The organism is Dyadobacter sp. Leaf189, from assembly GCF_001424405.1.
Classification (GTDB): Bacteria; Bacteroidota; Bacteroidia; order Cytophagales; family Spirosomataceae; genus Dyadobacter.
The window spans coordinates 41,673-56,109 of the sequence record NZ_LMPS01000007.1 but is presented as its reverse complement, the minus strand read 5'-3'; the positions used below and the strand labels follow the sequence as shown (position 1 = coordinate 56,109).

The window sequence follows — 14,437 nt, the reverse complement described above, 5'->3', positions numbered from 1 at the left end:
TCAGGGTGACAAAACATTATCGCTTCAACTCAGCGTAATGCTTGAAAAATAGCGGGATGGTCTCTATTCCTTTGTAATAGTTGAACAACCCGTAGCTTTCATTGGGTGAATGCAGCGCGTCGATATCCAGGCCGAAGCCCATTAGAATGCTTTTGCAGCCTAGCTCCTGCTCGAAAAGCGCTACAATCGGGATACTTCCTCCGCCTCTTGTTGGGATTGGTTTTTTACCGAAAGATTCTTCCATCGCCAGCTCAGCTGCCTTATACTCGATTGAATCAGTGGGTGTTACATAAGGCAATCCTCCGTGATGCGGCGTTACTTTAACCCTCACTGAACCCGGCGCAATGGATTCAAAATGCTTTGTAAACAATTCTAAAATCTCGTCGTCTGTCTGGTGCGGAACAAGCCGCATTGAAATTTTTGCATTCGCTTTTGAAGGCAGTACAGTTTTCGCACCTTCGCCGGTATAGCCTCCCCAGATCCCGTTTACATCCAGTGTCGGCCTGACGGAAGTCCGCTCAATGGTCGTGTAGCCTTCTTCTCCCCGAATATCATCGATGTCCAGATCCCTTTTATATTCGTCCAGATCAAACGGAGCGGCATTCAATGCATCCCGCTCTTCCGCTGAAAGCGCTTCTACTTTATCATAAAAACCGGGTATAGTAATGTGTCCGTTCTCATCTTTAAGTGACGCGATCATCTCGCACAGTACATTGATCGGGTTCGCGACGCCGCCGCCGTAAACGCCAGAATGCAGGTCCCGGTTAGCGCCTACTACTTCCACTTCCACATAAGTAAGTCCGCGCAGGCCGGTTTCAATGGAAGGTACATCGTTGGCAATAATGCTGGTGTCGGAAATCAGGATCGTATCGCATTTGAGCATATCACGATGTTCCCTCACAAATGTACCCAGGTTGGAAGAGCCGATTTCCTCCTCGCCTTCGATCATTACTTTTACATTGCAGGTCAGCGTATCGGTCGCCAGCATTGTTTCCAATGCTTTAATATGCATATAAAATTGGCCCTTGTCGTCGCAAGCTCCGCGTGCATAAATGCGCTCGTTTTTGATCACAGGCTCAAATGGGGGCGAGTTCCAGAGTTCGTAGGGATCTGCCGGCTGTACATCATAGTGGCCGTAGATTAGTACCGTGGGCAACGCAGGATCAATGATTTTTTCTCCACAAACAACAGGGTGCCCCGCCGTTTCATAAATCTCAGCTTTATCTGCACCTGCCTTTTCAATGCTCTCGCGCACAAATTCAGCGGCTTTGAGCATATCTCCCTTGAATTTTGAATCGGCGCTTACCGATGGAATGCGGAGTAAATCCAGGAGTTCACTTAAAAATCTATCGCGGTTTTCTTCAATATATGTCTGCATTGCTGTGTATTAAATGATGGGCCAAGATAAAAAAAATAACCCCTAAGGTTTCCCCAGGGGTTTACATTTCTTGAAATACGCGTTTGTTACGCTCTGTTAGACTTACGGGCAAATATGTTAACCCGGTTCTCATTTCCATTTAAAAGCCTCACGATGTTTTTTTGGTGTGTAAATACAACAAGAACAAACATGACAAAGCCAAAAACGATCAGCAGCGGCTCAGGATGCCCAAATGCGCCGGTCCAGGAAAGTACTGGAAACGCAAGTGTAGCCAGGATCGAGCTGAGCGAAACGTATTGAGATGCAATTAGTGTCAGAATAAATATGGTAATGCAAACAGAAGCAAGCTCAGGGTGGATCGCGAGTACCATTCCGAGTAATGTCGCAATTCCCTTTCCGCCTTTAAAGTTGACGAACACAGGAAAAATATGCCCGATGATAGCGATAATCCCGAAAAGGATCTTGTAAACCAGCAGCTCCGTTTCGCCGATTTCGTTCATATAAAACAGCATCGAAGCCAGGCAAGTCGCAGTCCAGCCTTTCAGTACGTCAATCAACATTACGACAGTTCCGGCACGTTTTCCTAAAACCCTGAAAGTATTGGTAGCCCCGGCATTGCCGCTACCCTGCTTGCGAACATCAATTCCAAAATAACCTATTCCGTACCACACTGAACTTGGAATAGACCCCAGCAAATAAGCGGCAACAATTGATACTATTAATAAAGCAACACTCATTTTGTACTATTCAATGATAATATTAAATTAGAATCAGATTTCTTCAAAAATACAATGTTTGCGTCATTTTACAACAAAACTGTACCTAAAAACACTGATTATGCATGCAAAATTTCATTTTCTAGCATAAACTACTGCAATTATTAAAATTTGCTTAGAATCCTTCGGTCGGTTCTTCCTTTTTCTTCTTCTGTTCTGCGGGAGCACTTACCGGTTTTTTCTTTGCAGTTGTTTTCACAAGCTTGGCTTTCTTGACAGCAGGCTGATAAAAATCATCGAACCGGTTTACAAACATATCCTTCTCCTCAGACCCGATCGACACCAGCGTCATATCTTTTGATTTCACGTTTTTGGACTTTGCTGTGATCTGATCATTGAAGTCGACCATGGAAGAAACAACCCCCAGCTCGCCCATTTTATAATCTATATAGTACCAAATATCGGGTGAAGCCTGTATGAAAAGGCTGAATTCATCCCCTTCAACGCCGCGGCGGATTTCGAGCAATCCGTCCATTTGTGCATTGATGTTGTTGCGACCCAGATGCGCCACGCCAATCGGCCCCTGAGAATAATAAGCCTGGTGCGAAGGCGACCAATGCAGGTTTACATTCGACAGTACCATTGGAACATCCAGGATCGGCGAAGCTTCGAAAAGTGGCTTATAACCTGCCGCTGTCAGCTTGGCATAAGCATCAGTCGCTTTCGGACCGATCAATGCGGACAGTTTCTGGTTAAGCTGTTCTGCGTCGTCGTCTGCTGCGGTACTGTTTTGCTCTTCGAGGTTTGTTTCAACAATCTTAGCTGCAATAGGCTGCGCAATCGGTTCCAGCGCAGGCATTTTCAACAGTAACATACTATTGAATTTGAACTTAGAACTATCCACCTGTACCTCGGCGCTTCCGACAGATTGCAGCCAGTCAGCGCCTACTAATTTAAATGGGCCTGAGAAGGTAGCCAGGCCTGTTTTATCGTCAAAACGAAGTGCATTTGCTTCATCAATTAACCCGTCGGCTCCCGGTGGCGGTACCACTTTGAATGCTTTCTGGTCTTCATCGTAATTCAATGCGCCTTGTGCGAGGTAAATATCCTCATCTCCATCAGATTCTTTCGGCGACAAAAAGCTCATGTAAATCCCGCGCGTTTCATTATAATGCAACCCTACTGACAGCGGAATTTCGTGCTCGTTTTTGAGGTCTTTGTTAATCTTGATCGCTACGGTTTCGCCCGGAGATTCTTTGTACACAATCCACGAGCTCTGAAAATCCTTTCTGAACTTGATAACCGGCTTTACAAATCCGTCCAGTTGCAGGGAAGGCTCGTAGGCAATCAGGTTAATGCCGCCTTTGAACTGGATACGCGGAGAAAGTACGAGGTTTTCTTCTTCTTTTACATCCGCACGCGCTGTAGTGTAGTACCTGATAGCGGCCGGCTGATTGTTGTTTCTGGAACGCTTTCCTTCCGTTTCCGAGCCGAATTCGCGCAGCTCGAAATTCTGCATTTTGATATTGAAGGTATCTTTTCTCGCCGTGATATACTGGTAGGTGGCCGAACCTTCAAAATGGTTGCGGGAGTCAATGCGTATGTTCGCGTCGCGCATTCTGTGCGCTACATTCAATGTATCGATCTCAATACGGGCGTTTTTCAGAGGTGCAATTTTACCTTTACTGTCCACACTCACCACCCCTTTATCCGGAATGATCTTCACGTCGGCAGTCTGGATAAATGGAACACCTTTGATGTTGAGCGACACTTTTTCAATATCATAAAGTGCCTCGGAACCATTGAATGTCAATCCTTCCTGCGTCGAATCGGTCGAAGTGTAAGTAGATGTTTCGCCAATTCCCTTCATCAGGATTGTCTTTTTATTCATATCCCATTTCGCACTTCCTATCAATGTCTGGTAAGAGGCTGTGGGGATCTGCATTCCGGAAGAATCATTTCCAAACCCGGTTTCATCAGTCAGGAAATTCGCTATTCCTGTCTTGAAGTTGAAATCAACGTTTACATTATTGCCTGTCAGCAGCTTTTTAGCCGATTTAACCTCGCTGCTATTGATGACAAACGAGGAGCGGTTGGCCAGGAATCCATCTTTATTGAATTTGATATCCGGCGAAGAAAGCTCTGAATCGGCCCGTTTCAACTTTCCATTACCATACAACCCCGTCGACCGCAATAGCAGGCTCCCTTCCAGGTTGGTTGTCCCATTATGAAAGGAGAACGATTTTCCGGTTGTATTGATGAACATACTATCTGCATTCGGGTACCATTTCAATGCATAATCTTTCAGCGCTACTGCCGGGAAGTACCCTTTTCCAATGGTCGCTTCCTTAATAGACGCGATTTCACCGGAAGCCATGAGCGAGTCAGATGCGAGTACGACGTTCTTGGCAGTAATCGTGGTTGATAGATATTTGATAACCGCTTTTGAATGCAAACCGGTATTATCCATTGTCAGCGTGTCGGTAAACTTTGCCTGAGCCTGCCCGTTGTAGATCGGCATATCTGTTACCGGCGGCTTGTATTCAAACCCGAGAGAGTTATCGGGCATGCTTTTCAGTACTGTTTTGATCGGCGGAATAATGCCTCCGGAAGTAAATGTACCGTCGAAAATCACGTCACGCTCATCAAGCCCGCCCATATCGAGTTTCGGTATTTTGAAAAACACATTTTCTTTCGGGTAAGTAATCGGACCACGTTCCTCCTGGTCAAAAAACACCGTCATACCATCTTCCACCACCAATCTGGGCGACTTCTTCACGCCTTTCTGCAAGCCGGATTTGTTCTTAGGATCGCTCAGGTAAAAGGTACCGCCTTTATCATACTTGACGTGGCCTCCAACTTCGCCTTTCTGGCCCTTGGCAAATTTCTCTTTGGGTGTAAATGTGATCGAATCCGAAGGCGCCACATTCACGAAGAACTGGTTGTAATCAAATTTGATATTCTGACCGCGGAACTGGTAGTTGGAAGCCACCATTCTTCCATTCAATGTGAAATTCCTGTTTTTACCAATAATCAGCTTTTTGTCAGAAGGTACCGCATTGATTTTCAAGGAATCACTTACAACAAAACCCGATACACCCAAAACGGTAAGTAGGGTGTCGGGCATGTAAATGGTAGCATTCGCAGTTTCATTGTTTGCTGTGTACTGCGACGCGACCTGGAAATTGTCATAGTCTGCCTTGTCGATATTTGCGAGTACATATAATGCCCCTTTTTTGCTCAATGCATATTCGTCCGTGGCCTTATTGCAGATAAAATAACCTTGCAGCGTCAGTCTGTCGAGCGTATTGCGTACAATTTTCGGGTTTTGTTTGAATTTGGCAGCCAGCTCTTCTGATAAGAATGCGGATTTTTTAGTCGCCTGCACGTAGCTCGCTGCCATATTCAGCGGCTGAAAACCGTATTCCTTGGCAATTTCCCTAAAACGTTCTTTTTTGAAAAAATCCTGAGATTCCAGGGTAACCGGCACAACCTGCTTGCCGTCAATCCGCAAAAATTCAAGCTTGTCGTTTGTAAACCGCCAGCGCATTGCCTGCGCCCAGATGTTCATTTTGTGATAGCTGTCCTGATAGGGCAGCGGCGCATAGTCCGTCCTCTCCATTCTGCCGGTTTTCACCAGACCTTCATCATCATTATATTTAAACGTAACTCCCTGATGATAAATAGAATCACTGCCCAGCGGCATTGAAAAAATGGCAAATGAAGATGAAATCACCGAGTCGCGCAGGGCAAACTTCTTGCTTTTGGCAGTAAATGCGACCTTATCTTTATACTTTACGTTGACGGTTGAAAGCTGATCGCTAAGGGAAGTACTGTACATATCCGTACCAATCAGTGAAAAGCCACCTTTATAATCAATGCTTTTGCGGGTATCTTTCAATCGCGCGTCAATTCCATTGGAAACAAAACGCGGGTAAGGTGCAGGCTGACCTTTTACTTTCTTAATCCCGCGGTATTCCAGTTTACCTTTAATCGGAGCCGCAAGCTGCTGCTCGTGGTGCAGGGTTACATTCTCCGCAACAATTTTTGGCTGGCTAATATTGAAAGAATACGCATCCAGGTCCACATATATCGAAGAATCTCCGGCAGCAAGCCAGTCGAACTTTCCATTTTTACCCACAAAAATTCCGTCTTGTAAGGAAACACTGCCATTACTTGGCCCAAAAACAACCGAGTCGCTGCCCGTTACCATCGCGAACTTTGCATTTTGGAGGTCAACCAGCGCACCTGAAATGATAGGAACAGGCGTCGATTTGGGCGCAATTACAAAGTTGGTATCTACCGGCGTGTCCCAGCTGTCATTGATTGCAGCTTCCACATTCGCCCTTTCTACATTCGCCGAGTCGAAACGGAACTTATAGGAGCCTTCTACCAGGTAAAGAGAGTTATAGTTAGCCGCATACAACTTTTTACTTTCGTTCAGAACACGTACAGTTTCCAGTACTTTCTGCAATGTTTTACCATCGTACTTTTCTCCTGCCTGGGCCGCGAGATTGAGAAAACTATCAAAATTATCCGGCGCATTTTTGGCAAAAAAAGCTGCATTCCGCGAGAGCAGGTACAAAACAGGTCCCGCCTTCTGACCTTTTGCAACCTGCGCTTTTACAATGGATGTGAACTTCATCTGCTGGGCAGTATTGAATCCGGACATCCAGATACTATCCAGCTGGGCAGCCGCGCGGATATATTGCGGGTTGCGGCTTCCGTCCATTGCCTTTTTGAACTGCACCATAAACTGGGCGGGTTCGTCGGGTAATTTCAGGTTTTGGGCAAGTGCAGTTTTGCCAGTTAAAATGAAGCAGTAAAAAAGTAAAGTATAGCGGATTATTCTCATTTTTTTGGCTTTTAGCTATTGGCTGTGAGCGTTTAGCTGTTGGCTATCTTTCAATTGATTTTAGCCGATTTTTGGTTTTTCCAAATACAACGGTTGCCCACTGGTTACGCGTATTTGATCTCAACTTTTTAAGGCCGCTTTCCAATGCACATTGCTCGATATCTGCCTGATCATTTTCATAAAAACCACTTGTTACCAGCCAGCCGCCTGGTTCCAGGTGTTGAACGTAAGTGGGGATTTCGGCCAGGAGGATATTTCGGTTAATGTTGGCCAGTATCCCGCCGAACATCCTTCCTTCCTGCACTTTGCTAATCGTGCCCTGAAAAGCTTCGGTCTCGGCAGTGAGTTCATTCATTTCAAAGTTCTCGACCGTATTCTCCACTGCCCATTCATCGATATCAAAGCCCAATAAACTGCTTGCACCCAATTTTGCAGCCAGAATGGCCAGAATACCGGTTCCACAGCCTACATCCATAATTGAAATTCCCTCATGAGGCAGATTCAGCTGTTCATTCATCACGAGCCAGGTGGTTTCGTGATGTCCGGTGCCAAAAGACATTTTAGGCTGGATCAGCAAATCGTATTTAAATGCAGGATCCGGGTTATGAAATGTTGCCCTCACCCGTACCTGGTCACCGACTTCGATCGGCTCGTAGCTTTTCTCCCACTCCTCGTTCCAATTTCTTCTTTCTAACGATTTCCATGTGGCCGCTATTGCCGTCAGATCCAGGTATTTGGCGACAATTCCCTGCAATGCATTCTCATCGAATACCTCTTCCTGAATGTAGGCCAGCAAGCCGCTCTCGGTCTCAACAAAGGACTCAAATCCCAGTTCGCCCAGCTCTGCCATAATAATTTCTGAAAAGTCGGGTTCAATGGTTAAATCAACTTCTATGTAGTTCATAATTGCTTTTAATCGTTTTTGATATTGTAAAAGGTAACAAGAATCTGGGTTTTTGCTTCTTTAAATGTATTTTTATGAAGTGTGATCGTTTTTCAACTATACAAATCAAACGCTATTATGTACACAGCTGTAAAAGGAATTTACGAAAAAGGTCGACTTACCTTCATCGAAAGCCCTCCGGCTGTTGAGAAATCCGAAGTAGTGGTTTTGTTTATGAAGGAGCAGGCAACCGTTGAAAGCGTGAATCCGACCGGGAGAAAAGCAGGAGTGGTACTTGGTAGTCTTTCCGGAAAGGGATACAGTATTCCGGAGGACTTTAATGATCCGTTATCAGATCTGGATGAACATATGTGATTGAATGCAGAAACGTTACCTTTCCCATTCTTCCCAGATCATCGGGATCCTTTTGATAGGATTTTGCTGGCAACAGCACATGCGGAAAGCATCCCCATTATTTCAGCAGATCAAAATTTTAGACTTTACCCCGCAGTTTTGCGGGTGATCCAATAAAAAAGCCCGCAAATGCGGGCTTTTTGCTTCTTTGTCAAGGCTTTCTCCTTTTCGTAGCCAGATCGTGCGCGGTATCGTAGTAGGAACGCAGGTTTGTCCAGTCGAAAACGTCTGAGATATTTTCGACTCTGTTACGCTGCATAATCCGGTCGCGGCGCTGCATTCGTACAAATTTGAAAAGTATATCAGCCAGCTGATCGGCGGCTTGCGAGAATGTCTGCGATTTTCTGTTGATCACATATATACCCCGGTTTTCGTAATCACGCATAATCTGCATGATATAATCACCGAAGCCCGACAAGTCACTTGTAACAGTAGGCACGCCCCGAACTACGCATTCCAGCGGCGTATAACCCCACGGCTCGTAGTAACTTGGGAAAACACCCAAATGGCAGCCCCGTACAAACTGACCGTAGTCAAGTCCGAAGAGTGGGTTGGTGGAAGATATAAAGTCCGGGTGGTAAACGATTTTCACACGGTCGCGCTCATTGTTGACCAGATTTGCCCTTTTGCAAAAATCCGTAATCCCGTCTTCCTCTTTCAAATCGTGCGTAACGAAAGCAGGTAACTTGTCCGTTTTCCAGCTCTGGATCGTTCTGCGCAACCTTAGTCTCCAATATTCGTCTACGAAGTTGTTTAAGTCAGGCATCTTGTGGTCGGCGCCCGAAGCGGTTGCCAGGAAGAGCTTTTCCCCAACTTCCTTCTCAATTGCGGTACAAGTTTCCTGCAATTCATTCAGCACGGCGCGTGACTGCAAAACATCCGGATTTACAGAATAATAAGGCTGCTTAGTCACAATGAACATCACCACCGTCATATCCATATTTGCCTGCACCATTTTCCAGTTCAGGCGCGCAAGCGCTTCCAGGGTAAGGTCGTAACCTTTGTTACTGTATTCGTAGCGGCCGGAAGTAAAAAAGTAAAGTGTTTTGTCAAGATCAAAAGAATAGCTTGGGAAGAAATGTCCCAGGACAAACTCGTGAATGCGTTCCTTATGTTTTAAATGCAGGTTCTGAAACTCGTGCACTGCCTGAAAGCGAACTACATTCAGCCCGTTCGGCGTCACAAGATCAGGCATACGCCCCAGGAAAACCTCACATTCACGGGCAGTAACGTCGCTCACTGTGGTGAGTACATGCGCATTCAATGCGGCTTGTCTCTCCACTGAACATTGCGCTAGGATATTGTAATTTTTGGCTTCCTGTTCCCAGTCAAAAAATGGCAGTTTGTTGTAAAAACCGGAGACATTCTGGGCAAGATAGCGGCCGAGCATGGTCGCGTGGGTTGTAAATGTGAGCGCCACTTTTACATTGTCCCTTTTTAGCTCAGGCAAGCCGCTGCTCGCCATCCATTCGTGAAACTGCGCAGATATATCTTCCCTCTTTGCATTATCTTCTGCATATTCTTTCAGGAAAATGCGCACCATTTCACCAAAACACAGGGTTTGGTTTACAAGATGCTCCACATTAATTGTAGGAATGCGGCTTTTTTCCCAGAGGTTGAACTTGATCGCATCAAGCTCTTTTGCAATGCTGTCAAGGTCAAAAAGAACGACACGGGGCTTGCCTGTAACGAGCCAGTATCCGTAATAAACCGAGTAGCCCATTTCACGCATCCTCTTCACTACTCTTCCCGCCGGTGAGTCATCAAGATCATTGATCACCTCAAATTCGGAACTCGCTTTTTTCTCGAAATATGGGCCCAGCAAAAAGTAGTTTTCATCCCACTTTTCAACCATTGCCGGCACTTTGGTCCTTATAACAGTATATATTCCTCCAACTTGATTACAAACCTCCCATGCAACTTCAAACAGGACGTTTTTCTTCGTGGTTTTAACAAAAGGTTCCAATATGGGATGTATGTTTAAACGTTACCATCGGTAATTCAGCAAGTAAATGCGCTTTTTTAGTCACAAAAATCCTTGTAATTACACAATAAATATGCAGAAAAATTATTCACAATAACAACAATCGTGCACTTGATTATTCGCTGAAATACAGTGCCGAAAACGGCGAAATATAACAATGGCAAGAATTTCTCAAATGGCCGCCTGCTGAATTCAGAGCCGTAAATGAGCTCCTCCTCACATGAATTTAAGTGCCTTGTCGGCTAACTTTGTTCCAAATTACGTTACTTTGATTGGATTAACATTTTGCATTGGTCAGATAGTGAAAAAAATTAAAATAGTTGCGCTTTTCTTTGCAGTGATCATGTTCTCGTTGGAAAGTTGCATTGCGCAGACTACTGAAAGTGATAATCTTTTGCCTCCAAAAAGAGAATTCAGGGCTGTTTGGATCGCAACAGTCGATAACATTGACTGGCCGAGCAGTAAAAATCTTATACCAGAAGAGCAGCAGGAAGAGTTCTCAAATCTACTTGATTTTCATAAAAGAGTCGGAATGAATGCGGTGTTTGTCCAGGTAAGGGCAGCGGGTGACGCATTTTATGCTAAAAGTCCCGAACCGTGGTCTGAGTGGCTGACAGGCCGGCAGGGAAGACGACCTGAGCCGATGTGGGACCCGCTGGATTTCATGATCGAACAGGCGCATCAGCGCGGCCTTGAATTTCATGCCTGGCTTAATCTCAACAGGCTTGTACACAAATCCTCCACCAGCGTTTCTGCTGATAACATCAGCAAAACCCACCCGGAGTGGATCCTCAGCTACGATGGTTACAAACTTTTCAATTTCGGGATCCCGGAAGTACGGCAGTTTATTACAGATATGACTGTAAATGTTGCCAAAAACTACGATGTGGACGGGATCCATTTTGACGACTATTTCTATCCTTATGCTTCTCCCGGGCAGGTGATTCAGGATGAAGCTACTTACCGTAAATACGGCGCGGGCTTTGCCAACAAGGCCGACTGGCGCAGGCATAATGTGGATTTACTTGTAAAACAGATTCACGATGCATTGTACGCTGCCAAACCCAAGCTGAAATTCGGCATCAGCCCGTTTGGGGTGTGGCGGAATAAAGACCGAGATCCCGAAGGCTCCAAAACTTATGGTGCCCTGGCTTCCTACGATGATCTTTTTGCAGACAGCCGGAAATGGGTGGAGCAAGGCTGGATTGATTATATCGCACCTCAGGTTTATTTTTCATCAGGCTTCGGAAGGGTTCCGTATCGTAATCTGGTCGACTGGTGGACTGAAAACCGCTTCGAAAGACATTTATATATAGGAATGGGCGCATATCGCGTCGGGTATAAAGACCGAGACACTTTTTGGGCAAATCCCAAAGAGATTCCCAATCAGGTAAGGTACCTCAGAGAAAGTGAAACAGACGGGGCCATATTTTTCAGTTCCAGATCTTTGCGTGCGAATAGTCTGGGATTTGTGGATTCACTCCGCCGCGACTTTTTTAAATACCCTGCATTGGTACCCACAATGCCGTGGAAAGATAATGTACCTCCGCTTTCTCCGAGAAGCCTGAAAGCCACATTATTGTCGAAAGGGTTGGAGCTTACCTGGGAAAGGCCGGACGCAGCTCCGGACGGGGACAAAGCCTGGTATTACATTATTTACAGGTTTATGCCGGATGAAAAAGCCAGCGCGCACGATCCTACCAAAATCCTCGGAATGTGCTACCAGGGTGAAAAATTCGTGGATACCAGTGCTGAATCAGGACAAAGATATGTTTACTATGTGACTGCGGTAGACCGGCTGCACAACGAAGGTCGGCCGATTGGTCCATTAAAGGTCGAAGTGCACGATCAGAAACTCGTCAGATTTTAATATGAGCAACGCCATTCAATACGAATACAAACCCGAGTACCTGACCGCTTCGGTTCCCACCAAATACAACTCCGAAAATCTTCGTACAGAAGAAATGGTGTTGAATATGGGCCCGCAACATCCTTCCACGCACGGCGTTCTGCGTTTGGAGGTAGTAACAGACGGTGAGGTAGTTGTTGACGTGGTGCCGCACCTGGGTTACCTGCACAGGTGTTTTGAAAAACATGCTGAGTCGCTTCCATTCAATCAGACCATTCCTTACGTAGACCGGCTCGATTACGTTGCTTCCATGAACTCCGAGCATGCTTATGTAAGAGGCGTGGAAAAAATGCTGGGCATTGAAAATGATATTCCCAAACGGATTGAATACATACGCGTTGTAGTCACCGAGCTGAACAGGCTGGCTTCCCACTTTGTAGCATTGGGAACTTACGCCATGGACATTGGCGCCTATACCCCATTCTTGTGGATGATGCGCGACCGGGAGCAGATTCTGCGGCTGCTTGAATGGACCTGCGGGGCAAGAATGCTCTATAATTATATCTGGATCGGCGGTTTGTTCTACGACTTGCCTGTGGGATTTGAGGAAAGGTGTCTGGAGTTTATCAAATATCTTAAACCCAAACTCATCGAGCTGCAGCAGCTGGTTGTCGACAATAAAATTTTCATTCAGAGAACTGCCAATGTGGGTATCCTTCCGCTGCCCGTGGCCATAAACTACGGCTGCACGGGACCAATGCTGCGAGGCGCGGGATTGAGATACGATCTTCGGAAGGTTGACGGGTATTCTGTTTACCCCGAGCTCGATTTTGATATTCCTATCGGAGAAGGCAAAATGGGTACAACCGGCGACTGCTGGGACCGTACCTGGGTAAGGGTAGTCGAATGCTGGGAATCAGTCAAAATGATTGAACAAAGCCTGGTGCAGCTTACGGGAGATTACAAAAGAACCCGCGACTTCGATCCGCAAGCTGTGGTACCCAAGAAGATCCGCCCAAAAGCAACGGATTTCTATATCCGAGGCGAAAGTCCGAAAGGTGAATTAGGCTTTTACTTCCGTGCAGATGGCCGCTCAGATGTTCCATTCCGCTGCAAAGCCCGCTCCTGCTGCTTTAATAACCTGCATGTAATCGGGGAAATCTCGAAAGGAGCTCTACTCGCTGACCTGGTAGCGATCATCGGTTCAATCGATGTCGTAATGGGAGAAGTGGACAGGTAATAAAAAAGAGCCGCCTTGCGGCAGCTCTCATTTATTTAATATTTCAAAAATTAAGCTTCCTGCGCAACGCCAACAAGCTCATTCTTCGCCAGGAACTCGGCGATTTGAACAGCATTTGTGGCAGCACCTTTACGAAGGTTATCTGCTACGATCCAGAGATTCAATGTTTTAGGCTGAGATTCGTCACGACGAATGCGGCCTACAAAGGTTTCGTCTTTTCCATGAGCTGTTAAAGGCATTGGGTAAACTGCATTCTTCGGATCATCCTGAACAACTACGCCCTCTGTCTGAGCGAGAAGCGCGCGCACTTCTTGCAGATCAAACTCATTTTCAAACTCTATGTTCACTGCCTCTGAGTGACCGCCGATGGTAGGGATACGAACTGTTGTGGCCGTAACCGCAATGCTGTCGTCGCTCATGATCTTTTTGGTCTCATTGGTCATCTTCATTTCTTCCTTGGTATAACCGTTATCGAGGAACACATCGATATGCGGAAGCACATTCAAGTCGATTTGGTGCGGATATACTTTGCCTTTGCTATGGTCGCCTGCGCGCTCAGAGAAAAGCTGGTCCACAGCTGCCTTACCTGTACCCGTTACCGACTGGTAGGTGGACACAACAACGCGTTTGATCTTGTATTTTTTATGCAATGGATTCAAAACCACTACCATCTGAATGGTAGAGCAGTTTGGATTTGCGATAATCTTGTCTTCTTTGGTAAGCTCACCTGCATTGATTTCCGGCACTACGAGTTTTTTCGTAGGGTCCATTCTCCAAGCAGAAGAATTATCTACTACTGTGATACCAGCTTCTGCAAATCTTGGCGCAAGTTCAAGAGAAGTGCTGCCGCCCGCCGAGAAAATAGCTATCTCAGGCTTAGCTGCAATCGCGTCCTCAAAACCGATCACCTTGACCTGTTTACCCTTGAATGTAACTTCCTTGCCAACAGACCTTTCTGATGCAACGGCCAACAATTCCGTTACCGGGAAATTACGCTCTTCGAGCACTTTGAGGATTTCGCCGCCTACCAAACCGGTAGCGCCTACTACTGCGATTTTCATTCTTGCATTGAGATTAAATGAATAAAATTGACCATTCCCGCCGAGAGGCGAAAAGTG

9 protein-coding genes are annotated in these 14,437 nt (G+C 46.0%); 3 read left to right on the top strand and 6 right to left on the bottom strand.

What is annotated here, in order from left to right:
* Nucleotides 1-16 precede the first annotated feature (16 nt).
* From ASG33_RS21800 to prmA, 4 genes are all read right to left on the bottom strand, one after another.
* Nucleotides 17-1,378, bottom strand: coding sequence for a dipeptidase (locus tag ASG33_RS21800; RefSeq protein WP_056290703.1), 1,362 nt, complete (start codon nt 1,376-1,378; stop codon nt 17-19).
* Nucleotides 1,379-1,464: 86 nt separating this feature from the next.
* The gene (gene plsY, locus ASG33_RS21795) at nt 1,465-2,115 is read right to left on the bottom strand and encodes a glycerol-3-phosphate 1-O-acyltransferase PlsY (protein ID WP_056290701.1); all 651 of its coding nucleotides are present in this window, start codon (nt 2,113-2,115) and stop codon (nt 1,465-1,467) included.
* A gap of 154 nt (nt 2,116-2,269) precedes the next feature.
* Nucleotides 2,270-6,949, bottom strand: coding sequence for a hypothetical protein (locus ASG33_RS21790; protein WP_056290698.1), 4,680 nt, complete (start codon nt 6,947-6,949; stop codon nt 2,270-2,272).
* 43 nt (nt 6,950-6,992) lie between these two features.
* Nucleotides 6,993-7,853 (bottom strand): 50S ribosomal protein L11 methyltransferase, encoded by an 861-nt coding sequence (gene prmA / locus ASG33_RS21785; protein WP_056290696.1) that lies wholly within the window; start codon nt 7,851-7,853, stop codon nt 6,993-6,995.
* Nucleotides 7,854-7,970: 117 nt separating this feature from the next.
* On the opposite strand from prmA, the gene ASG33_RS21780 reads away from it, so the two are divergent.
* Nucleotides 7,971-8,207, top strand: a complete 237-nt coding sequence (locus tag ASG33_RS21780; RefSeq protein ID WP_056290694.1) for a hypothetical protein — start codon at nt 7,971-7,973, stop codon at nt 8,205-8,207.
* Between the two features lie 190 nt (nt 8,208-8,397).
* Here the strand turns inward: ASG33_RS21780 and ASG33_RS21775 are convergent, their stop codons facing one another.
* Nucleotides 8,398-10,212 (bottom strand): glycosyltransferase, encoded by a 1,815-nt coding sequence (locus tag ASG33_RS21775; protein WP_056290691.1) that lies wholly within the window; start codon nt 10,210-10,212, stop codon nt 8,398-8,400.
* A gap of 319 nt (nt 10,213-10,531) precedes the next feature.
* On the opposite strand from ASG33_RS21775, the gene ASG33_RS21770 reads away from it, so the two are divergent.
* Both ASG33_RS21770 and ASG33_RS21765 read left to right on the top strand, forming a co-directional pair.
* Nucleotides 10,532-12,100, top strand: coding sequence for a glycoside hydrolase family 10 protein (locus ASG33_RS21770; RefSeq protein WP_229238799.1), 1,569 nt, complete (start codon nt 10,532-10,534; stop codon nt 12,098-12,100).
* 1 nt (nt 12,101) lies between these two features.
* On the top strand, nt 12,102-13,319 hold the full coding sequence (locus ASG33_RS21765; RefSeq protein WP_056290688.1) for an NADH-quinone oxidoreductase subunit D: 1,218 nt from the start codon (nt 12,102-12,104) through the stop codon (nt 13,317-13,319).
* Between the two features lie 50 nt (nt 13,320-13,369).
* Here ASG33_RS21765 and ASG33_RS21760 read toward each other — a convergent pair whose 3' ends face one another.
* Nucleotides 13,370-14,380: an aspartate-semialdehyde dehydrogenase gene (locus ASG33_RS21760; RefSeq protein WP_056290686.1), complete on the bottom strand. Its 1,011-nt coding sequence runs from the start codon at nt 14,378-14,380 to the stop codon at nt 13,370-13,372.
* Between the last annotated feature and the right edge of the window lie 57 nt (nt 14,381-14,437).